General features: G+C 62.3%; 18 protein-coding genes. 8 read left to right on the forward strand and 10 right to left on the reverse strand.

Going from position 1 to position 20,263, the window contains the following annotated elements; all coding sequences use genetic code 11:
- The first annotated feature begins 4 nt into the window (after positions 1–4).
- Genes AC07PQ_RS19410 through AC07PQ_RS19440 form a run of 7 tightly spaced genes read left to right on the forward strand, consistent with a single transcriptional unit; the run spans position 5 to position 6,960 of the window.
- Positions 5–1,342, forward strand: a complete 1,338-nt coding sequence (locus tag AC07PQ_RS19410) for a TadE/TadG family type IV pilus assembly protein (RefSeq protein WP_493186089.1) — start codon at positions 5–7, stop codon at positions 1,340–1,342.
- A gap of 8 nt (positions 1,343–1,350) precedes the next feature.
- A complete protein-coding gene (locus tag AC07PQ_RS19415; protein WP_007931091.1) occupies positions 1,351–1,821 on the forward strand; it encodes a TadE/TadG family type IV pilus assembly protein in 471 nt (156 codons plus the stop codon).
- Positions 1,821–2,324, forward strand: coding sequence for a TadE/TadG family type IV pilus assembly protein (locus tag AC07PQ_RS19420; protein ID WP_007931090.1), 504 nt, complete (start codon positions 1,821–1,823; stop codon positions 2,322–2,324). The genes AC07PQ_RS19415 and AC07PQ_RS19420 overlap by 1 nt, the downstream gene beginning before the upstream one ends.
- Positions 2,318–3,535 (forward strand): AAA family ATPase, encoded by a 1,218-nt coding sequence (locus tag AC07PQ_RS19425; RefSeq protein WP_493186088.1) that lies wholly within the window; start codon positions 2,318–2,320, stop codon positions 3,533–3,535. Before AC07PQ_RS19420 ends, AC07PQ_RS19425 begins: the two co-directional genes overlap by 7 nt.
- 3 nt (positions 3,536–3,538) lie before the next feature.
- A complete protein-coding gene (locus AC07PQ_RS19430; RefSeq protein WP_007931085.1) occupies positions 3,539–4,972 on the forward strand; it encodes a TadA family conjugal transfer-associated ATPase in 1,434 nt (477 codons plus the stop codon).
- Positions 4,973–4,974: 2 nt separating this feature from the next.
- Complete coding sequence (locus tag AC07PQ_RS19435) at positions 4,975–5,961, forward strand: type II secretion system F family protein (protein ID WP_007931084.1); 987 nt, start codon at positions 4,975–4,977, stop codon at positions 5,959–5,961.
- Positions 5,962–5,988: 27 nt separating this feature from the next.
- A complete protein-coding gene (locus AC07PQ_RS19440; RefSeq protein ID WP_007931083.1) occupies positions 5,989–6,960 on the forward strand; it encodes a type II secretion system F family protein in 972 nt (323 codons plus the stop codon).
- A 74-nt stretch (positions 6,961–7,034) separates the two neighbouring features.
- On the opposite strand, the gene AC07PQ_RS19445 is transcribed toward AC07PQ_RS19440, so the two are convergent.
- The 3 genes from AC07PQ_RS19445 to AC07PQ_RS19455 all read right to left on the reverse strand — a co-directional run bounded on the left by AC07PQ_RS19445 (position 7,035) and on the right by AC07PQ_RS19455 (position 9,387).
- Positions 7,035–7,307 carry a DUF3613 domain-containing protein gene (locus tag AC07PQ_RS19445; RefSeq protein WP_007931082.1) on the reverse strand — a complete coding sequence of 91 codons (273 nt, stop codon included), beginning with the start codon at positions 7,305–7,307 and terminating at the stop codon, positions 7,035–7,037.
- Positions 7,308–7,309: 2 nt separating this feature from the next.
- Positions 7,310–8,032, reverse strand: coding sequence for a tetratricopeptide repeat protein (locus tag AC07PQ_RS19450; RefSeq protein WP_007931081.1), 723 nt, complete (start codon positions 8,030–8,032; stop codon positions 7,310–7,312).
- Positions 8,033–8,139: 107 nt separating this feature from the next.
- Positions 8,140–9,387 carry a type II and III secretion system protein family protein gene (locus AC07PQ_RS19455; RefSeq protein WP_493186087.1) on the reverse strand — a complete coding sequence of 416 codons (1,248 nt, stop codon included), beginning with the start codon at positions 9,385–9,387 and terminating at the stop codon, positions 8,140–8,142.
- 514 nt (positions 9,388–9,901) lie between these two features.
- Here AC07PQ_RS19455 and nadA point away from each other — a divergent pair.
- Positions 9,902–10,960: a quinolinate synthase NadA gene (gene nadA, locus AC07PQ_RS19460; protein ID WP_007931079.1), complete on the forward strand. Its 1,059-nt coding sequence runs from the start codon at positions 9,902–9,904 to the stop codon at positions 10,958–10,960.
- 62 nt (positions 10,961–11,022) lie between these two features.
- Here nadA and AC07PQ_RS19465 read toward each other — a convergent pair whose 3' ends face one another.
- The 7 genes from AC07PQ_RS19465 to gcsR all read right to left on the reverse strand — a co-directional run bounded on the left by AC07PQ_RS19465 (position 11,023) and on the right by gcsR (position 20,112).
- Positions 11,023–11,511, reverse strand: a complete 489-nt coding sequence (locus tag AC07PQ_RS19465; protein WP_007931077.1) for an RDD family protein — start codon at positions 11,509–11,511, stop codon at positions 11,023–11,025.
- Positions 11,512–11,609: 98 nt separating this feature from the next.
- On the reverse strand, positions 11,610–11,822 hold the full coding sequence (locus AC07PQ_RS19470; RefSeq protein WP_007931076.1) for a cold-shock protein: 213 nt from the start codon (positions 11,820–11,822) through the stop codon (positions 11,610–11,612).
- A 393-nt stretch (positions 11,823–12,215) separates the two neighbouring features.
- Complete coding sequence (gene gcvT, locus AC07PQ_RS19475) at positions 12,216–13,340, reverse strand: glycine cleavage system aminomethyltransferase GcvT (RefSeq protein WP_493186086.1); 1,125 nt, start codon at positions 13,338–13,340, stop codon at positions 12,216–12,218.
- Between the two features lie 41 nt (positions 13,341–13,381).
- On the reverse strand, positions 13,382–14,758 hold the full coding sequence (locus AC07PQ_RS19480) for an L-serine ammonia-lyase (RefSeq protein ID WP_007931066.1): 1,377 nt from the start codon (positions 14,756–14,758) through the stop codon (positions 13,382–13,384).
- Between the two features lie 159 nt (positions 14,759–14,917).
- Entirely contained in the window at positions 14,918–17,776 is a 2,859-nt protein-coding gene (gene gcvP, locus AC07PQ_RS19485; protein WP_493186085.1) for an aminomethyl-transferring glycine dehydrogenase, read from the reverse strand.
- 9 nt (positions 17,777–17,785) lie between these two features.
- Positions 17,786–18,169, reverse strand: coding sequence for a glycine cleavage system protein GcvH (gene gcvH / locus AC07PQ_RS19490; protein WP_007931060.1), 384 nt, complete (start codon positions 18,167–18,169; stop codon positions 17,786–17,788).
- Between the two features lie 434 nt (positions 18,170–18,603).
- A complete protein-coding gene (gene gcsR, locus AC07PQ_RS19495) occupies positions 18,604–20,112 on the reverse strand; it encodes a transcriptional regulator GcsR (protein WP_101338877.1) in 1,509 nt (502 codons plus the stop codon).
- Between the last annotated feature and the right edge of the window lie 151 nt (positions 20,113–20,263).

The raw sequence follows: 20,263 nt of genomic DNA on the forward strand, positions 1-20,263 counted from the left end.
CTTGATGATGAGCGCGCGTATCCAACAGCCATTGAGTGCATTTCCACGGCAACAGCGTGGAGCCATGCTCGTCCTGGTCGTGATAGCCCTGGCCTCGATGCTGCTGATGGGGGCCCTGGCGCTGGATGGCGGCCATATGCTGGTGAACAAGTCCCGCCTGCAAAATGCGGTGGATGCCGCGGCGCTGAGCGGTGCCAAGACCCTCAGTACGGTAATGGGTACCACGGGAGCCGCGACCCTGGCGCAGACCGCCGCGCTCAATACCCTGACCCTGAATGCCAATGCCAGCGGCAATCAGGAACTGGCCGCCGCCATCGCCAACAATGTCGGCGACTTTGCCACGGTGGAGTTGGCGTCCACTGTCTATGGGCCTTTCTCTTTCCCGGGGCCGGCCAATGCGAGCTATGTGCGGGTGACGGTCACCAACTATTCCCTGGCCGGATTCTTCTGGGGCGTCTTTCAGACCTTGGGCAATGGGGTCGGTAACAAGTTTGTAAGTGCGGTCGCTACCGCCGGGCCAAGCCCCGCCAGCCCTTGCGACCTCACGCCGCTGATGGTGTGCGGCGACCCGACAAAAAACAGCCCGTCCACCGGGATGTTCTGGGGGTTCCAGTTCGGCGATGCGCAGGTGTTGAAAACCGCTGCAGGCAACAGCTCGCCGATTGGCCCCGGCAACTTCCAACTGCTCGATTTCGGTTCGGGTGGCAGCACGGTCAGGCAGGGGTTGGCTGGCGGGATCAAGCAGTGCAACAACGTCGGTTCGAATGTCCAGACCAAGCCGGGGAACACTGTCGGGCCTGCCTCGCAGGGCCTCAATACACGCTTCAACCAGTATTCCGGCGGTCTCAAGGCGGCGGACTATCCACCGGACCTGGTGATCACAACCAACTCCAAGTCATTCACTTACGACGATACGCTCAAGCAGATTCAGTACAACAGTCAGGCGGTTACCTCGAGCAGCGGCAATTTGTCCGCGGGCGGCAGCGCCTTGTACGACTACAACAACTGGGTGCAGGACTCCGCCAACTGCGTTGCCGGTAGCGGTGGTGGCTGCCAGAGCAGCGGGGCGTTCGAACGGCGGATCATCAAGATCGTGATCGGTAACTGCACGGGCAAGAACGACGGGGCGTCCTCGATACCGGTGCTGGGTTTCGCCTGCTACTTCGTCCTGCAACCGGCGTCGCAAAAGGGCAATGAGTCGCAGATATTCGGTCAGTTCGAGAAGGTGTGCGAAGGCGACAACGTGCCAGGTCCCAACCCGGCCAATACCACCGGGCCGCAGATCATCCAGCTGTACAAGACCTATATCGACAACAGCCAGACGCCAAGTACCGACTCTTAGGAGGCTTTATGGGACGCAGAGGATTCAGGTCGCCGCGCAACCAGAGCGGATTGGCGATGGTGGAGCTGGTGTTGACGCTGCCACTGCTGCTGTTGCTGATGCTGACCTTCGCTGAGTTCGGCCGCATGTTGTTCCAGTACAACAGCCTGATGCAGGCCAGTCGCGACGCCGGGCGTTATGTCGCTGACAAGGCGTGGAACTCCACCCTCGGCAAGCTCGAACTGAGCGGTACGCTGCAGACCCAGGCCAAGAACATCGCTGTCTATGGCGTGCCCGCCAATCCCAATGGCTACCCAGCGGCGGTGTCGGGGCTGACGCCGGCGAATGTCACGGTCACCGCGGTGGGGGCCGAGCATATCCAGGTCAGCATTACCTACACCTATGTGCCGGTGATCGGCAGTGCCTTGCCCGCCTTGTACGGCAGCAACGTACCGCTGGGCCTGGCCTTGACTTCCACTGTCGTCATGAGGGCCTTGTGATGAACGTCAAAGGTATGCGTGGGCTGTACACCGTCGAGTTCGCGATCACCAGCCTGGTGCTGTTCACCGTGCTGTTCGGTGTGCTGGAAATGGGCCGGCTGTACTTCACGGTCAATGCCCTGAATGAAACCGTGCGCCGCGGTGCGCGTCTGGCGGCAGTGTGCGATATCCAAGATCCGGTGATCCTGCGTCGGGCGATGTTCAACGCTTCGACCAACGGCGGTCCGAGCAGCCTGCTCAATAACCTGACGACCGCCAACCTGAACCTGGTTTATCTGGACGCCAACGGCGCGGTCGTCGCCAGCCCCAACGATCTGACCGGTACCAACGGCTTTGTCGCCATTCGTTATGTCCAGCTACAGGTATCCAATTTCAGTTTCAATCTGCTGATTCCTGGGTTCAACGGGGTGTTTGTCCTACCGGTATTCAGGTCGACCGTGCCACGTGAAAGCCTCGGTCGGCAGCCCCAGGCAGCAGTCACACCGGAGATCACGCCATGTTGAGTACCCGAGAAGCGCCCGTCGCTGCCGCTACTGAAAAGCAAGGCAAACGCCTGCTGATCAGTGGGCGCGACGTGACCACCTTGAATCATCTGAAAGCGTTGAGCCAAGGGTTGCCGAACTTGCAGGTAACCACTCGCCTGGTGAGCAACGGTCATACCGATCCGCTGTATGGGCTGGAGCAGATGCCCGACTTCCTGCTGTTGCGCGTCAGCCATCTGTGGCGCGAAGAGCTGGCGGCCTTGTTGCAGCACCCACTCAAGGAGCGCCCACCGCTATTGGTCTGCGGCCCGCTGGATGAGCGCGAGGGCATGCGCCTGGCGATGCAGGCCGGCGCCCGGGACTTTCTCCCCGAGCCGGTAGCGGCAGAAGAGTTGCAGGCGGCCATCGGCCGTATGCTCATGGAGGCCAATGCGGAGCAGGGGACCGGTGGCAAGCTGATTGCGGTGATGAACGCCAAAGGTGGTTCGGGAGCCTCGATGCTGGCTTGCAACCTGGCGCATCAGCTCTCCATCCGTGGTGGCAGGACCCTGCTGCTGGACCTGGACCTGCAGTTCGGCAGCGTGGCGCATTGCCTGGATGTGGTGCCTACCCACAGCCATGTGGATGTACTGAAGCAGGTCGAGTCCCTGGACAGCATCGCCTTGCGTGGCTATTGCAACCACTTCAGCCCGACCCTGCATGTGCTGGGCGGGCGTACCGGGGAGCTGTGCCTGACGCAGGATGTGCACCTGGATCAGCTGGAAAAACTGTTGCGCCTGGCCCGTGGGACCTACGACTGGGTCGTGGTGGATCTGCCACGACAGATCGATCACCTCACCGGCGTCACGCTCGAACAGGCCGATCGCATCTACGTCGTGCTGCAGCAGAGCCTGAGCCACCTGAAGGACGGTACCCGCCTGACCCGCATCCTGCGCGACGACCTGAATGTGCAGAGCAACCGGATACAGGTGGTGGTCAACCGCTACAACAAGGCCTCGCCAGTGAGCCTCAAGGATATTTCCGATGCCCTGCGCTGCACGACCCTGCAAGCCGTGCCCAATGACTATGCGGTGGTCAGCGAGAGTCAGAACACCGGTGTGCCGCTTGAGCTGCATGCGTCACGTTCGGGGGTGACCCTGGCCCTGCGTGAGCTGACCCAGAACCTGATCGGAATCGAGGTCGCCGAGAAGAGTTTGTTCAAACGTACCTTCAATCGTCTGTTCGGAGGCTAGGCCATGCTCAGCGACTTTCGTAATCGCCTGCGTCAGCAACCCGGTAAACAGGCACCGGCAGAAACGCAGGACGCGTCCCTCGATGGCAAAGAGTGCGCCAGCGTGCTCATGGCCTGGGAGGCCAGTGTGCCGGACCTGCTCTATGAAACCAGGACCAAGCTTGGCCCGATGGAGGCCGAGTGGCGGGAAAAGATCTACCAGCAGTTGCTCAAGGTCATGGACCTGTCGCTCCTTGATTCCCTGGAGCCGGCCGAAGCCGGGCGGCAGATCCGCGACATCTGCCAGCGCCTGCTCGACGAGCATTCGGCGCCGGTCAATTCCAGCAGCCGTCAGTTGATCCTCAAGCAGATCGCCGACGAGGTGCTTGGCCTCGGACCTTTGGAGCCGCTGCTGAACGATGCGAGTGTGTCCGACATCCTGGTCAACGGTCACGCCTCGGTGTACGTCGAGCGCTTCGGCAAGCTGCAAAGAACGGATGTGCGTTTTCGCGACGACCAGCACCTGCTGAATATCATCGATCGCATCGTTTCCAGCCTGGGGCGGCGCATCGATGAGTCCTCGCCGCTGGTGGACGCTCGCCTGAAGGACGGTTCGCGGGTCAACGCCATCATTCCACCGCTGGCCATCGACGGGCCGAGCATGTCGATCCGCCGCTTCGCCGTGGACTTGCTCAACACCGAGAGCCTGGTGCAGATGGGCACCCTGACCCCGGGCATCGCCCTGATGCTCAAGGCCATCGTCCGCGGCCGGCTGAATGTCCTGATCTCTGGAGGGACCGGCAGCGGCAAGACCACCATGCTCAACGTGTTGTCCAGTTTCATTCCGCACAACGAGCGGATCGTGACCATCGAAGACTCGGCCGAGCTGCAACTGCAGCAGCCCCATGTGGTACGTCTGGAAACCCGTCCGTCGAACATCGAGGGCCGTGGCGAGGTGGGTCAGCGGGAGCTGGTGCGCAACAGCCTGCGTATGCGCCCGGACCGCATCGTCATCGGTGAGGTGCGTGGCGCCGAGGCGCTGGACATGTTGACGGCGATGAATACCGGCCACGACGGCTCGCTGACCACCATCCACGCCAACACCGCCCGCGATGCCCTGGGACGGATCGAGAACATGGTGTCGATGACGGGGGCGACCTTTCCGATCAAGGCCTTGCGTCAGCAGATCGCTTCGGCCATCGGTGTGGTCATCCAGTTGGAGCGGCAGGAGGACGGCACGCGGCGGCTGGTCAGCGTGCAGGAAATCAACGGCATGGAAGGGGAAATCATCACCATGACCGAGATCTTCTCTTTCGTGCGCAGTGGTCTGGGCGAGAAAGGCGAGGTCCTGGGCGAATTCCGCCCCACCGGCATGGTTCCGGCGTTTCGCGATGTGCTGGCCAAACGGGGCATCGAGCTGCCGCTCAGCCTGTTCCGGCCAGACTGGATGGAGGGCTAGTCATGCATCAGATCCCCAGCGAGTTCATCCTGGCGTTTCTCGGCATGGTGTTCACCGCCATATTCCTGCTCAGCCAGAGCGTGGCGGTGCCGGTGTTCGGCGAGGCCGGCAAGGTGCGCAAGCGTATCCGCAGTCGCCTCGACCTGCTGGAACGGGCCAGTAACCTGGAGAACATGCAGTCGGTACTGCGCCAGAAATACCTGCGTCGCCTGTCCCCGCTGGAGGCGCGTCTGGAGCAATTGCCAGCGATGGAGGCCCTGGCGCAAATGATCGAGCAGGCCGGGCATGAGTACCGCGCCTATCGGGTGCTGATGCTCAGCCTGGTCCTGATGATGGTGGCTGGCATGGGGACGTGGCTGTTCACGCAGCTGTGGTGGGCGGCGCTCCCGGCTGCTGCTATGGCCTTCTGGCTGCCGGTGTTGAAAATCTCCCGGGACCGTAACAAACGCTTTGCCCTGTTCGAGGAGCAATTGCCGGATGCGCTGGATGCCATATGCCGGGCGCTGCGTGCCGGACATCCGTTCAACGAAACCCTGCAGTTGGTGGCCGACGAGCACAAGGGGCCGGTTGCCCACGAATTCGGCCTGACCTTTGCCGACATCAACTACGGCAACGATGTGCGTCGGGCCATGCTTGGCCTGCTGGAACGTATGCCGAGCATGACGGTGATGATGCTGGTGACCACTGTGCTGATCCATCGCGAGACGGGCGGCAACCTGACCGAGGTACTGGATCGTTTGAGCAGCCTGATTCGCGGCCGCTTTCGCTTTCAGCGCAAGGTCAAGACGCTCTCGGCCGAAGGGCGCATGTCGGGCTGGATCCTGGTGGCGATGCCTTTTGTACTGGCGGCGGGGATTGTGCTTTCGAGCCCGACCTATCTGCCTCTGCTCATCAATGAGCCACTGGGGCAGAAGATGGTGCTTGGCGCGTTTGTGGCGATGCTGGTGGGAATCTTCTGGATACGCAAGATCATCCGGATCCAGGTGTGAGCACAATCACTCGTAGGGGGTGAGGTCATGGAGTATCTGCTGAGTCTGATTAAAAGTGTGGTCGGTAGCGAGCAACTGGCCCGCCTGCTGTTCGCCGGGGCCATCGGCCTGAGCGTGGTGCTGGCCGTGGCGACCCTGATATTGCTGGTGCAGGGGTTGCAGGACCCGGTGCACCGCCGTCTTCTGCTGATCAAGCGCGGTCATGGCGGCGATGGTCACCGGCAGCAGGGCGCGCCGAGCAACCTGCAATTGATGCTGGAGCAGGTCGGCCAGCGTTTTGCCTCCGGTGAACAGGAGCAAGCCTCGGCGACCCGGACCTTGCTGATCCATGCGGGCTTTCGCTCCCCGGCCGCTGTCCAGATGTACTGGGCGGTGCGCCTGCTGACACCGTTGGCATTGGTGGCGCTGGCGGTCCTGGCGCTGCCGCTGATACCGAAGGTATCGCTGCTTCTGGGGACGGGGCTGGTGATCCTGGCGTTGGGGGTAGGCTGGCTGGTACCGGCCATCTATGTCGACAGCCGCAGGAACGCGCGGATGACCCGTTTGCTCGTCGCCTTTCCGGATGCGCTGGACTTGATGGTGGTCTGCGTGGAGTCAGGCCTTGCCTTGCCCCAGGCGATCGAGCGGGTATCGGAAGAGATAGCGGTCAGCCAGCCTGAGCTGGCCATGGAGCTGGCACTGGTCAACTCCGAGATCCGGGCCGGGATTCCCAGTACCGAAGCGCTCAAGCATCTGGCCGAGCGTACTGGGCTGGAAGACATTCGCGGGCTGGTGAGTCTGCTGGCGCAGAGCATTCGCTTCGGGACCAGCGTGGGGACGACCCTGCGTGTCTATGCCGAGGAGTTTCGTGACCGGCGCACCCAGCAGGCCGAAGAGAAAGCCGCGAAAATCGGCACCAAGCTGGTGTTTCCGCTGATCTTCTGCCTGTGGCCAAGCTTCTTTCTGGTAGCCATAGGACCGGCGATCATCGGCGTCTTCAAAGTATTCGGGAAGTTATGAAAGAGGGGAGGGGCAAGGGCCATCGGTATGGATGGCATTGCCCCCTCTGAACTGAACGCCATCGTGACTTGCTGTCACTTCGAACCACCTGACCCACCCGAACCTACGTACTCCTTGTAGTACTCGGGGATCGGGTGTTTGTAGTTGTCCAGCCAGCGCTGCAGGGTCAGTTCCCGTTCGCTGGGCGAGGCGTTCTGCGGGATGAGCGACTTGACCTGGTTACGACTCTGCAGCAGCAGCCAGGTTTCGGTCGACTGTTGTGACAGGGAGGCCGGGCCGGGTTCGATAGCCTGGGTCACCAGCGGAAGAAGCAAGAGTCCCAGGCAGCTAAGCGTTTGGTATTTCATCACTACCTCTGCGTTATTGGTTGATTGACACTCGATGGCGACGAATCCGTTGCAGTGACTGCCTGATCCTTAGCTGACTTCTTCGTCGCGTTTCTGAGTTTTTCGGCCCGCTCCTTGGCACTGGTGACTTGTTCGGGTTTCAGGCCGGCACGATTGACCAGGTCCGAGGCCTGTTTCCAGTTGCCTTGATAAATCAGCAAGGTCACCAGGTTGAGGGTTGCCAGCTGGTTGTCCTGTTTCAGCTCCATGGCCGTGAGGAACTCAAAGCGGGCCTGGTTGGTATTCCCCTGGTTGAGGTAGACCACCCCCAGATCGTTGCGGATTTTCTCGTCGGTGGGGGACAGGCGTGCCGCTCGCGTCAGATGTTCCAGGGCCAGAGCGTTATCGTTGCGTGACGCTGCCAGTTGGCCCAGGCCATGCTCGCCTTCGGCGGCCAGGCAGGTGCTGAGCAGGCTGCGGTACAGGGGTTCGGCCTCGCTTTGGCCGAGCTGGCGATAGACCTTGGCCTTGCGCATGCGAACCTGTGCCAGGTCATCCGGCAGGCGTTGCAGATTGGCCAGGCCGGCATGCAGCTTGCCTTCGCCGATCATGTCGTCGGCCAGGCTCAGCGACAGTTCCTGATCCGAATCCAGCTTGCTGCATGCCTGTTTCGACCAGGCACCGCCGCCGTTCGTGGCGCAACCGCCGAGCATGAGCAGCCCTAAGGCAGCAATGACTACTTTCATTTTTCCCTCCTGGAACAATCCGATTGTCGAGGAATGGCCGGCACCGGACTTGCCGAGTCCGGTGCCATTGAGCTTGAGCGCGGTAAGCGACGAGTCAGAACCTTGGGTCATTGCGAAAGCCCGCTGGCGGCCTGGTCATAGTTGCCGTTTTCCAGGAAGTACAGACGGAACCAGTTCGGGTCGTAGTTGCGCAGTGGCTCGCCAGGCAATACTGGCAGCTTGGCGTTGACCGCCAGCGGTTGCACCAGATGAGGGGTGACGATCATCAGCAGTTCCTTCTCTTCGCGTCTGATCGAAGAATCACGGAAGAATGCACCGAGGATCGGAATATCTCCCAGGCCGGGGAACTTGCTCACGGCCGTGGTATTGGTGGTGCTGATCAGGCCGCTGATCACGAAACTCTCGCCGTCGGCCAGGGAGATGCTGGTGTCGGTGCGACGCACAACCAAGGCTGGCACCGAGATATCGTTGACGGTAATCCCGTTGGTGAAGTCCAACTCGCTGACTTCCGGGGCGACTTTCAAGGCGATGCGGTTATTTCCGACGATTGTGGGGGTCAGGGTCAGGCGAATACCGAATTCCTTGTACTGGATGGTAATACTGTCGCTGCCGCTGCTGGGGACCGGGATCGGCACTTCACCACCGGCCAGGAAGCTTGCGCTCTGTCCGCTCAGTGCCACCAGGCTCGGACGCGCCAGGGTATAGGCAAACCCACTGCCCTCCAGGGCGTTGATCAGCCCAAGGACGTTACCGCCGCCAATGCCGATATTAAACATGCCGTTGTTGAGCGGTATGTTCGGCCTGACGCCACCGATATTGCCGGGCGTCACCGTCGTCCCCACCGGGGCGGTGCCTGGGGAGCTGAACAGGAAGTTACCGCTCTTGCCGAAGATCGAGGTGCCGGCCTCTTTTAGCTTGGTGCGGCTGACTTCGACAAAGCGGATATCGGTCTGCACCTGGCTGGGCAGAGACGGATCTTCGGAGGGGGGCAATAGCGAACTCACCATTGAATGCGGGCCTTTGCCCTGGACGAACACCATGCTCTGGCGAGGTTCCTTGTCGCAGGCTGTCCAGACCATCAGGCTGGTGGCGCCGGGCGCAATACCCGTCAGCAGGTATGAATCTCGCCCATTGAGGTACACATCGGCAATTTTCGGGTCGCCCACGGCCAACCGGGTAATGGCGACGGGGGAGTGCATTATCGTCTGCTGACCCTCTCCCACTTCCACCGTCGACGGCAGTGGCTGCAATCCAGCGCAGTTATTTGACGCCGCCATGGCCATCCCTGTGGGAAGGCCAGCGACAATCAATGTCCACGCCACTCTCCTGAGCACCTGTACACAATCACTGTTCATGCACTGCATCCTTGTTTGGGCTGGGGGAAACCGCAAGGGCCGGTCAGCAGGGATCATTTCTCCGTCATCTGAACCAGAGCCCGCCAAGTGTTGCTGCAACCAACCAGCAGTTAGCTGTTTCTGTAACTGACGTTAGCGCAGAAAGGTAAAATTGCTATGAAGTGTAAAAAAACGCTTGGTCGATCGAGGGGATTCACCGCCAGGCCGAGACTCGCCTGCATGCAATGCGCATAAATGGTGCAAGTGCGCGTTGCGCGTCACTGAACCGTTTGCGCTGTCGGGGCTGCAATTGGCAGGCTTTCGTGCCCCTTGACCGATACCTGCTCCGTGCCGGGGCGAGCCTTGTGACACAGGTCAGAATCATCTTTTACATCAAGGGGATATTCTGTAGCCTTGCGCAGTTTCAACGCTGCACCACCTGATGAATACTCACTCTCCCGGCGGTGCCCTCAACGGGTCCGGAGCCGGGTGTATACTCGACTTTCGCGCATAAGCGCCCGCAGGTCTTGCGATCATGACGCACATTTCCGAACGCCTTCTGGTTCAGGCCCACCTTGACGCCAAACAGCCCAAGCCGCTGACGGCCGCAGAGGAAGCCCATTACCGTGCCGCGATTGCTGCCGAGCTCAAGGCTCAGGACGCCGTGCTGGTGGCTCACTTCTACTGTGACCCGGTGATTCAGGCCCTGGCCGAAGAGACCGGCGGCTGTGTGTCCGACTCCCTGGAAATGGCCCGTTTCGGCAACGCTCACCCGGCCAAGACCGTGGTGGTCGCCGGTGTCAGGTTCATGGGCGAGACGGCGAAGATCCTCAACCCCGAAAAGCGGGTGCTGATGCCCACCCTGGAAGCCACCTGCTCCCTCGACCTGGGGTGCCCGGTGGAAGAGTTCTCGGCGTTCTGCGACCAGCATCCGGAACGCACCGTGGTGGTCTATGCCAACACGTCGGCGGCGGTCAAAGCCCGTGCTGACTGGGTGGTGACCTCCAGTTGCGCCCTGGAAATCGTCGAAAGCCTGATGGATAACGGCGAAACCATCATCTGGGGGCCGGACAAGCATCTGGGCACCTACATTCAGCGCCAGACTGGTGCCGATATGTTGCTGTGGGATGGTGCCTGCATCGTCCACGAAGAGTTCAAGTCCAAGCAGCTGGAGGACATGAAGGCGCTGTATCCCGATGCGGCCATTCTGGTCCACCCGGAGTCGCCGACGTCGGTGATCGAGCTGGCCGATGCGGTGGGTTCCACCAGCCAGCTGATTGCCGCCGCGCAACGCTTGCCGAACAAGACGCTGATCGTGGCGACCGACCGCGGCATCTTCTACAAGATGCAGCAGCTGTGCCCGGACAAGGTGTTCATCGAGGCGCCAACGGCCGGCAACGGTGCGGCTTGCCGCAGCTGTGCCCACTGCCCGTGGATGGCCATGAACACCCTGGAGCGCACCTTGCAGAGCCTGCGTGAGGGCAGCAACGAGATATTCGTCGACCCGGCGCTGATTCCCCAGGCCATTCGCCCGCTCAAGCGCATGCTGGATTTCACTCAGGCGGCGCGGATGAAGCTGGCGGGCAATGCCTGATCGCCTTCGACAAGCGCACAGAAAAACGCCCCGAGATTCGGGGCGTTTTTCTGTGCGGCGGATTATTTTTTCTGCTTGGGAATGCGCACGATCTGGCTGGAAGAGTAGATGTCGTGCCAGCTGCGCTTCTGCTTGTCTACCAGGATCCAGATGAAACCCAGCCCGGCGCACAGCCAGGAAGCGATCGAGACCATGAAGCGCAGGAGGGCCTGCCACAGGCTGATGCGGCTGCCGTCGGCGTTCTGCACACGAATGCCCCAGACCTGCATGCCCAGGGTCTGGCCGGAATGGGTCCAGAACTTGGCGAAGAAGGCAAACAGCACGAACAGCAGGACGGTGGAGTAGAGCGGATCGCCGTCCAGGGCGCCGGATTCGGTCAGGGTGCGCATCCGGGTTTCACCGAGGATCTGCAACTGGATGAACTTGTAGACGCCGCCCGTGACGATCAGCAGTGCGGTGCACAGCAGGAAATCGTAGAACATCGCTGCCAGACGACGGCCCAGGCCAGCGGCGGGGAAATCGCCCTGGGGGGTTAGCAGGTGCTTCGGCATCACAGGCCTCTCGATCGAAAGAAAGAAGCCATTTTACGGAATTGCGCGCACAAAAAAGCCCCTGATGTCAGCATCAGGGGCTTTTTCGTTACAGACGATCAGCCTTCGGCTTGAACTTCGTCAGCCTGCATGCCTTTTTGGCCTTGCACAGCGATGAAGGTCACTTTCTGGCCTTCTTTCAGGCTCTTGAAGCCGTTGCCCTGAATAGCGCGGAAATGCACGAACAGATCCGGACCGCTTTCTGGAGTGATAAAACCAAAACCTTTCTCGTCGTTAAACCACTTGACGGTACCGCTCTGACGTTGGGACATTTCTTATTTCCTTTGACGCTAAAAAATTAATGACAGTCTCTTTCTCATGAAGGAGTACTGGGCTGGGTTGCAGGAAAGTAAGAGACGTCGAACGGGTTGTAGCAAACTTGTTAGCTACTGCCCAGGTCACGATTCCAAGCGACCCATGCAAACACAGTGGGGAAACTCTACGCCAACTATGGGAGAAAAAACAAGCCCTGCGAAACCCCGGTTTTCCTCAGTTTGGTGGCTGTTTGCCGGAACTAGGCATCTGGGCTTATTCGATAGGGTCGTTCAATTGTTTTCAACTGTTATAAGGCAAGTTCAATATCGAAGATATGCACTATTTTATGGCGGTTGCGTTACAGATTAGTGCACTTTTAACGCAACCGCGTTACTTATAGAAACAGTTGATCAACCACGATAGTAGCGTTGTGCAACGAATGGCATTTTGCTTACAAGCATTGGCACCTTTTTCCCACGAACAATTGCCCAAACTGGCGTATCGAGTGCGACATAAGCGCTATCGATGTAACCCATGGCCAACGGACCACCCAGGGTCGGGCCAAAACCGCCGCTGCAGACGCTGCCGATCACCTCGCCCGCTGCGTTGACGATCTCCGCACCTTCACGCACCGGTGTGCGTTCCTGGGGCAGCAGGCCCACGCGTTTGCGCTTCACGCCATTGAGCTGTTGGGCGAACACCTGTTCCGCGCCAGGGAAGCCGCCAGCCCGCGCGCCATCGGCGCGCCGTGGCTTGGAGATGGCCCACAGCAGGCTGGCTTCGATCGGCGTGGTCTGGCTGTTCATGTCATGGCCATACAGGCACAGGCCGGCTTCCAGGCGCAGCGAATCCCGGGCGCCGAGGCCGATGGCGGCCACTTCCGGTTCGGCCAGCAGGGCGCGGGCCAGGGTTTCGGCGTCAGCCGCCGGTACCGAGATTTCGAAACCGTCTTCGCCGGTGTAGCCCGAACGGCTAACAAAGCAGTCCACGCCCAGCAGCTTCACGCGGGTGAATTGCATGAAGGTCATCTTCGCCACTTCCGGCGCCAGGCGCGCCAGCACGGTGACGGCCGCCGGGCCTTGCAGGGCGAGCAGGGCGCGCTCCTCGAACAGCGGCTCGATGCTGCACAAATGGCCGATGTGCTGGCGCAGATGAGCCAGGTCCTGGTCCTTGCAGGCGGCGTTGACCACCAGGAACAGCTCGTCGTTGCCCAGGTTGGCGACCATCAGGTCGTCGAGGATGCCGCCGTTTTCATTGGTGAACATGGCGTAGCGCTGCATACCCACGGGCAGGTCGATGATGTCCACCGGCACCAGGGTTTCCAGGGCCTGGGTGGCCTTGGCGCCGGTCAGGCGGATCTGGCCCATGTGCGAGACATCGAACAGGCCGGCCTGCTCGCGGGTGTGCTGGTGTTCTTTCATCACGCCCAGCGGGTATTGCACGGGCATGTCGTAACCGGCGAACGGCACCATGCGCGCGCCGAGTTCGAGGTGCAGCGAATGCAGCGGGGTCTTCAACAGTGTTTCGGTGGACATGTTCAGCTCCTGGGTAAACGTGAGATGCGTATGTGCGTACATCAGCACTCGATGATGTTGACGGCCAAACCGCCGCGGGCGGTTTCCTTGTATTTGCTTTTCATGTCGGCGCCGGTCTGGCGCATGGTGCGGATCACCTTGTCGAGGGAGACGAAGTGTTGCCCGTCGCCACGCAAGGCCATGCGCACGGCGTTGATCGCCTTGACCGAGCCCATGGCGTTGCGCTCGATGCAGGGCACCTGCACCAGACCGCCGATCGGGTCGCAGGTCAGGCCGAGGTTATGTTCCATGCCAATCTCGGCGGCGTTTTCCACTTGTTGCACCGTACCGCCGAGCACTTCGCACAAGGCCCCGGCCGCCATCGAGCAGGCCACGCCGACCTCGCCCTGGCAGCCGACTTCGGCGCCGGAGATGGAGGCGTTTTCCTTGTAGAGAATGCCGATGGCGGCGGCGGTCAGCAGGAAACGCACCACCCCGTCTTCGTTGGCGCCGGGGATGAAGCGCATGTAGTAGTGCAGCACTGCCGGGATGATGCCGGCGGCGCCATTGGTGGGCGCGGTGACGACGCGCCCGCCGTTGGCGTTTTCTTCGTTGACCGCCAGGGCATACAGGTTGACCCAGTCCAGTACCGACAAGGCGTCGCGCAGGGCCGCCTCGGGGTGCTTGCACAGCTGGCGGTGGAGGGCGGCGGCACGGCGCTTGACCTTCAGGCCACCCGGCAGGATCCCTTCGTTGCGGCAGCCGGCATCCACGCAGTCCTGCATCACTTGCCAGATCTTCAGCAGGCCGGCACGGGTTTCCGCTTCCGGTCGCCAGGCACTTTCGTTGGTCAGCATCACCTGGCTGATGGACAGCCCATAGGTGGTGCAGTGACCGAGCAAGTCCTTGGCGCTTTTGAAGGGGAAGGTCAGCTTGGTGGTGTCTTCGACGATGCGGTCGGCACCGGCGGCGTCCTCGTCGACCACGAAGCCGCCACCCACCGAGTAGTACTCGCGGCTGCGGATCTGCAATCCGGCGGCATCGAAGGCACGAAAGATCATGCCGTTGGGGTGGTAGGCCAGGGGCTTGCGGATCATGGCCAGGTGTTCTTTCTCGTTGAACGCGATGAGGTGTTCGCCGAGCAGGTTCAAGCGTCCGCTGCTGCGTATTTCCTGCAGGCGAGCGGCGATGTTTTCGGTATTCACGGTATCCGGGTGTTCACCTTCCAGGCCCAGGAGTACGGCCTTGTCGCTGCCATGGCCCTTGCCGGTGGCGCCGAGCGAGCCGTACAGCTCGACCTTGACGCAGGTGGTGGCGCCCAGCAGTCCGTCGCGCCGCAGGCCTTCGACGAAGCGCGCGGCCGCGCGCATCGGGCCAACGGTGTGGGAGCTGGAGGGGCCGATGCCAATCTTGAACAGGTCGAACACGCTCAAGGACATGTTGGTTCTCCGGTTTCTTATTGTGTTGATCGGCACGCACGGGGGAAGCGGGTATTGCGGTTCGGTCTGGCCGGTATTCGTCGCCAGCCGCCTCGCTCCTACAGGTATACGCAGAAACCGTAGGAGCGAGGCTTGCCCGCGATGGACGGCGATGCCGTCTTAGGCGTCCTGATAGCTTTCGATCGACGGGCAGGCGCACACCAGGTTGCGGTCGCCGAACACGTTGTCGACGCGGCCGACCGGAGGCCAATACTTGCCTTCGATCAGCGAGACCACGGGGTACACCGCCTGTTCACGGCTGTAGGGGTGCGACCACTCGCCAACGATTTCCGCTGCGGTGTGCGGGGCGTTTTTCAGCGGGTTGTCGTCCTTGTCCAGGCTGCCGTTTTCCACCGCGCGGATTTCTTCGCGGATGCGGATCATGGCGTCGCAGAAACGGTCCAGTTCTTCCTTGGATTCGCTTTCGGTCGGCTCGATCATCAGGGTGCCTGCCACCGGGAACGACATGGTCGGGGCGTGGAAGCCGAAGTCGATCAGGCGCTTGGCGACGTCGTCGACGCTGATGCCGCTGCTGTCCTTGAGCGGGCGCAGGTCGAGGATGCACTCGTGGGCCACCAGGCCGTTGCTGCCGGTGTAGAGCACTGGGTAGTGTTCTTCCAGGCGACGGGAGATGTAGTTGGCATTGAGGATCGCCAGCTGCGAGGCACGCTTGAGGCCTTCGCCGCCCATCATGCGGATGTACATCCAGGTGATCGGCAGGATGCTCGCGCTGCCGAACGGCGCGGCGCAGACCGCGCCTTCCTTGCGTTCCATGGCCGCGTGGCCAGGCAGGAACGGCGCCAGGTGCGACTTGACGCCGATCGGGCCGACGCCCGGGCCGCCACCGCCGTGGGGAATGCAGAAGGTCTTGTGCAGGTTCAGGTGCGACACGTCGCCGCCGAACTTGCCCGGGGCGCAGAGGCCGACCATGGCGTTCATGTTGGCGCCGTCGATGTACACCTGGCCGCCGTTGTCATGGATGATGCCGCAGATTTCGCGGATGCCTTCCTCGAACACGCCATGGGTCGACGGGTAGGTGATCATCAGCGCCGCGAGGTGCTCGCGGTGCTCGATGGCCTTGGTCCGCAGGTCTTCGATATCGACGTTGCCACGGGTGTCGCAGGCGGTGACCACCACGCGCATGCCGGCCATGTTGGCGGTGGCCGGGTTGGTGCCGTGGGCGGACGAAGGGATCAGGCAGATGTCGCGACGGTCGTCGCCACGGCTCTGGTGATAGGCACGAATGGCCAGCAGGCCCGCGTATTCGCCCTGGGAGCCGGCGTTCGGCTGCAGGGACACCGCGTCGTAGCCGGTGGCGGCGCAGAGCATGGCTTCCAGTTCGCTGGTCAGTTGCTGGTAGCCGGCGCTTTGCTCGGCCGGGGCGAACGGGTGCAGGGCGCCGAATTCGGCCCAGGTGATCGGGATCATTTCGCTGGCGGCGTTGAGCTTCATGGTGCACGAGCCCAGCGGGATCATGGTGCGGTCCAGGGCCAGGTCCTTGTCGGCCAGCTTGCGCAGGTAGCGCATCAGCTCGGTTTCCGAGTGATAGCGGTTGAACACCGGGTGGCTGAGGATCGCCGACTGACGCACCAGCGGCGCCGGGATACGGCTCTGTACCGTGCTGGCCAGCGCGGCGAAGTCCGGCAGCGCCTGATCGTCGGCCAGCAGGCTCCACAGCGCTTGTACATCGGCCTGGCCGGTGGTTTCGTCCAGCGACAGACCCAGGCGTTCGGTGTCGATCACCCGCAGGTTGAGGCGCTGGGCGCGGGCCTTGTCGTGCAGCGCCGCGGTGCGCGCGCCGGTGTGCAGGGTCAGGGTGTCGAAGAAGTTTTCCTGCTCGACCTTGATCCCCAGCTTGCTCAGGCCCTGGGCCAGGATCGCGGTCAGCTGGTGGATGCGCCGGGCAATCCGGCTCAGGCCTTGGGGGCCGTGGTACACGGCGTACATGCTGGCGATGTTGGCCAGCAGCACCTGGGCGGTGCAGATGTTGCTGGTGGCTTTCTCGCGACGGATATGTTGCTCGCGGGTCTGCATGGCCAGGCGCAGCGCCGGCTTGCCGAAACGGTCCACGGACACTCCGACCAGACGGCCCGGCATGTCGCGCTTGAACGCGTCCTTGGTGGAGAAGTAGGCCGCATGCGGGCCACCGAAGCCCAGCGGCACACCGAAGCGCTGGGCGCTGCCGATGGCCACGTCGGCGCCGAATTCACCCGGTGGGGTCAGCACGGTCAGCGCCAGCAGGTCGGCGGCGACCGCCACCAGGCCGTTGGCGGCATGGAAGCGCTCGGTCAGCTCGCGGTAGTCGAACAGGTCGCCGTTGCTCGCCGGGTATTGCAGCAGGGCGCCGAAGAACGGGCTGACGTCGGTCAGCTTGCGCTCGTCGCCGACCACCACGTCGATGCCCAGCGGCTCGGCACGGGTGCGCAGCACGTCGAGGGTCTGCGGGTGGCAATGGCTGGAGGCGAAGAAGGCGTGGCTGCCCTTGTTCTTGCTCAGGCGCTTGCAGAAGGTCATGGCTTCGGCGGCGGCGGTGGCTTCGTCGAGCAGGGAGGCGTTGGCGATCGGCAGGCCGGTGAGGTCGCTGATCAGGGTCTGGAAGTTCAGCAGCGCTTCCAGGCGGCCCTGGGAAATTTCCGGCTGGTACGGGGTGTAGGCGGTGTACCAGGCCGGGTTTTCCAGGAGGTTGCGCAGGATCGGCGACGGCGTGTGGCAGTTGTAGTAGCCCTGGCCGATGTAGGTCTTGAACAGCTGGTTCTTGGCGGCGATGGCCTTGATCGAGGCCAGTGCGTCGGCTTCGCTCTGCCCGGCGGGCAGGTCGAGGACGCTGGTGCCCTTGATGCTGTCGGGGATCACGCTGGCGCTCAGGGCTTCCAGGGAGTCGAAGCCCAGGCTGTTGAGCATGGCTTGCTCGTCGCCTTGGCGCGGGCCGATGTGGCGCGCGATGAATTCGTTGGCGGTGCTCAGGTTGACTTGAGTCATGGCGGTTCCTCAGGCGTCGGCGTTGGCTTTGATCAGGCGGTCGTAGGCGTCCTGATCCAGCAGTTGGCCGACAGCGGCGGCGTCCGCGGGAATGAAGCGGAAGAACCAGCCTTCGCCCAGCGGGTCTTCGTTGACCAGCTCGGGGCTGGTTTCCAGGGCCGGGTTGGTTTCCACCACTTCCCCGTCCAGGGGCATGTACACGCCGCTGGCGGCTTTTACCGATTCCACGGTGGCGGCTTCGGCGCCCTTGTCGTAGGCCTGCAGTTCCGGCAATTGCACGAATACCACATCGCCCAGGGCGTTTTGCGCGAAAGCCGTGATGCCGACGGTAACGCTGCCATCGGCTTCGGTACGCAGCCATTCGTGATCTTCAGTAAAACGCAACTCGCTCATGGAAACTCCTCAAGGGGCCAGATTCGTCTGGTGGACGCGATTGAATGCTCGTGCAGGGCCGAGCGGAATGGATAAGCCCTTAGCAAAAATGCGGCCAATGTTTTTTAATTGTTATTAATCAATGAGTTATGAGTTTTTGGTGATGACCGGAAGCTAACGGCTGTAGCGAAAACGCTACAGCTGGAGGGCCAGGGAAAAGCCTATGGGGATCAAAGCCTTGCGTAGCGCCGATTACAACCGGCTGTAGCGATATCGTTCCGCTGTAGCGCTTTCAGTACAGGTGGAGGTCGCTTTCAGATGCGACTACACCACCTGTAGCCGTTGCCGCAGGCTGCGATAAGGCCGAAGGCCTTCGGCGATCTTGAGAGCTTGCGCTCCCTGCGGGAGCGATCGCAGCCTGCGGCAGCGGCTACAACATCAAAAGCCGCGGCGGCTCAGGGCTTGCTGGGGATACCGTATTTGCGCAGGCGATGGGCGATGGCGGTGTGGGAGGTCTGCAGGCGGCTGGCCAACTGGCGAGTCGAGGGGTAGTTGACGTAGAGGCCTTCGAGCAGTGCCTTCTCGAACTCCTCGACGGCCTGTTCCAGGCTTTCGACTTCGGTGTCGTTCTGGCGCGCCACCGAGGTGCCGGCGATATCCAGGTCGCCGATGTCCACCAGGCTGCTTTCGCAGATCGCCGCCGCGCGGAAGATCACGTTCTGCAACTGGCGCACGTTGCCGGGCCAGCGGTTGCCCAGCAGCGCCGGATAGGTGCCGGGCGCCAGGCGGCAGACCGGGCGCTGGATCTGCGCGCAGGCCTGCTGCATGAAGTAGCGCGCCAGCAACAGGATGTCCTGGCCGCGCTCGCGCAGGGGCGGGACTTCCACATTCAGCACGTTGAGGCGATAGAACAGGTCTTCGCGAAAGCTGCCCTCGGCGACCATCTTTTCCAGGTCGCGATGGGTGGCGCTGAGGATCCGCACATTGACCTTGACCTCACGGTCGCCACCCACCCGGCGAAAGCTGCCGTCGTTGAGAAAACGCAGCAGCTTGGCCTGCAAGTAGGGCGACATTTCGCCGATCTCGTCGAGAAACACCGTGCCCTGGTTGGCCAGCTCCATCAGCCCCGGCTTGCCGCCGCGCTGGGCGCCGGTGAAGGCGCCGGGGGCGTAGCCGAACAGCTCGCTCTCGGCGAGGTTTTCCGGCAGGGCGGCGCAGTTCAGCGCCAGAAACGGCGCGCCGTGCCGCGCACTGATGGCGTGGCAGGCCCGCGCCACCAGCTCCTTGCCGGTACCGGTTTCGCCCTGGATCAGCAGCGGCGCATCCAGCGCGGCGACGCGCTGGGCGCGGGCCTTGAGGGTGCGGATGGCCGGGGAGTCGCCGAGCAGCGCATCGAAGCCTTCGGCATGGTCGTGGTGCAGGGCCGACAGGCGTTCGCCGATGCGATTGGGCTGATACAGGGTCAGCAGCGCGCCGGCGTCGGTGATCGGCGTGGCGTCCAGCAGCAGGGTCTGGCCATTGAGAGTGATTTCCCGCAGGGGCAAGCGAAAGCCCTGTTCCAGCAAGGTTTCCAGCAACGCCGGGTCGTCGAACAGCTCGGCCACGCTTTCCCCGGCCGGCTCGCGGCCATAGAGGGCAATCAGCGCCGGGTTGGCCAGCAGCACCTTGCCGGCGCTGTCCAGGGCCAGCACCGGGTCGGTCATCGCCGCCAGCAGGGCGTCGAGCTGCAGGTGGCGGCGCTGGCCGGGCAAGATGTCGACCACCGTCACCGCCTGCACGCCGCGCACGCTGAACAGTGCGTCGCGCAGCTCTTCCAGTACTTGCGGGCTGAGGGTCGGGGCGTCGATGTAGACGTTGGGCGGCACCATCTCCACCGCATCCAGGTTGAGGTTGCGCCCACCGAGCAGGGCCAGGACTTCCTGGGTGATACCGACGCGGTCGATAAAGCTGACGTGGATGCGCATGGGGCGGTCAAGGGTTCTGGAAAACGGAGGGTGGCAAGTATGCCTTGGCGGACGCTGTTTGGTGAAATTCGCCGTGGCCACGGGCTTCTATAGGAGCGAAGCTTGCTCGCGATAGCCTCAACGATGACGCGGGAAGCCTGGCCTGATACGC

The organism is Pseudomonas sp. GW821-FHT09E12, assembly GCF_059416085.1.

What these genes read in the sequence shown, in the direction of transcription:
- gcvH (WP_007931060.1), bottom strand. Translation starts at nt 18,169, where the DNA reads ATGAGCGAGTTGCGTTTTACTGAAGATCACGAATGGCTGCGTACCGAA.
- AC07PQ_RS19455 (WP_493186087.1), bottom strand. Translation starts at nt 9,387, where the DNA reads ATGAACAGTGATTGTGTACAGGTGCTCAGGAGAGTGGCGTGGACATTG.
- gcvP (WP_493186085.1), bottom strand. Translation starts at nt 17,776, where the DNA reads ATGACTCAAGTCAACCTGAGCACCGCCAACGAATTCATCGCGCGCCAC.
- AC07PQ_RS19425 (WP_493186088.1), top strand. Translation starts at nt 2,318, where the DNA reads ATGTTGAGTACCCGAGAAGCGCCCGTCGCTGCCGCTACTGAAAAGCAA.
- AC07PQ_RS19465 (WP_007931077.1), bottom strand. Translation starts at nt 11,511, where the DNA reads ATGCCGAAGCACCTGCTAACCCCCCAGGGCGATTTCCCCGCCGCTGGC.
- AC07PQ_RS19410 (WP_493186089.1), top strand. Translation starts at nt 5, where the DNA reads ATGATGAGCGCGCGTATCCAACAGCCATTGAGTGCATTTCCACGGCAA.
- nadA (WP_007931079.1), top strand. Translation starts at nt 9,902, where the DNA reads ATGACGCACATTTCCGAACGCCTTCTGGTTCAGGCCCACCTTGACGCC.
- gcvT (WP_493186086.1), bottom strand. Translation starts at nt 13,340, where the DNA reads ATGTCCACCGAAACACTGTTGAAGACCCCGCTGCATTCGCTGCACCTC.
- AC07PQ_RS19430 (WP_007931085.1), top strand. Translation starts at nt 3,539, where the DNA reads ATGCTCAGCGACTTTCGTAATCGCCTGCGTCAGCAACCCGGTAAACAG.
- AC07PQ_RS19480 (WP_007931066.1), bottom strand. Translation starts at nt 14,758, where the DNA reads ATGTCCTTGAGCGTGTTCGACCTGTTCAAGATTGGCATCGGCCCCTCC.
- AC07PQ_RS19435 (WP_007931084.1), top strand. Translation starts at nt 4,975, where the DNA reads ATGCATCAGATCCCCAGCGAGTTCATCCTGGCGTTTCTCGGCATGGTG.
- AC07PQ_RS19450 (WP_007931081.1), bottom strand. Translation starts at nt 8,032, where the DNA reads ATGAAAGTAGTCATTGCTGCCTTAGGGCTGCTCATGCTCGGCGGTTGC.
- AC07PQ_RS19415 (WP_007931091.1), top strand. Translation starts at nt 1,351, where the DNA reads ATGGGACGCAGAGGATTCAGGTCGCCGCGCAACCAGAGCGGATTGGCG.
- AC07PQ_RS19440 (WP_007931083.1), top strand. Translation starts at nt 5,989, where the DNA reads ATGGAGTATCTGCTGAGTCTGATTAAAAGTGTGGTCGGTAGCGAGCAA.
- AC07PQ_RS19470 (WP_007931076.1), bottom strand. Translation starts at nt 11,822, where the DNA reads ATGTCCCAACGTCAGAGCGGTACCGTCAAGTGGTTTAACGACGAGAAA.
- AC07PQ_RS19445 (WP_007931082.1), bottom strand. Translation starts at nt 7,307, where the DNA reads ATGAAATACCAAACGCTTAGCTGCCTGGGACTCTTGCTTCTTCCGCTG.
- AC07PQ_RS19420 (WP_007931090.1), top strand. Translation starts at nt 1,821, where the DNA reads ATGAACGTCAAAGGTATGCGTGGGCTGTACACCGTCGAGTTCGCGATC.
- gcsR (WP_101338877.1), bottom strand. Translation starts at nt 20,112, where the DNA reads ATGCGCATCCACGTCAGCTTTATCGACCGCGTCGGTATCACCCAGGAA.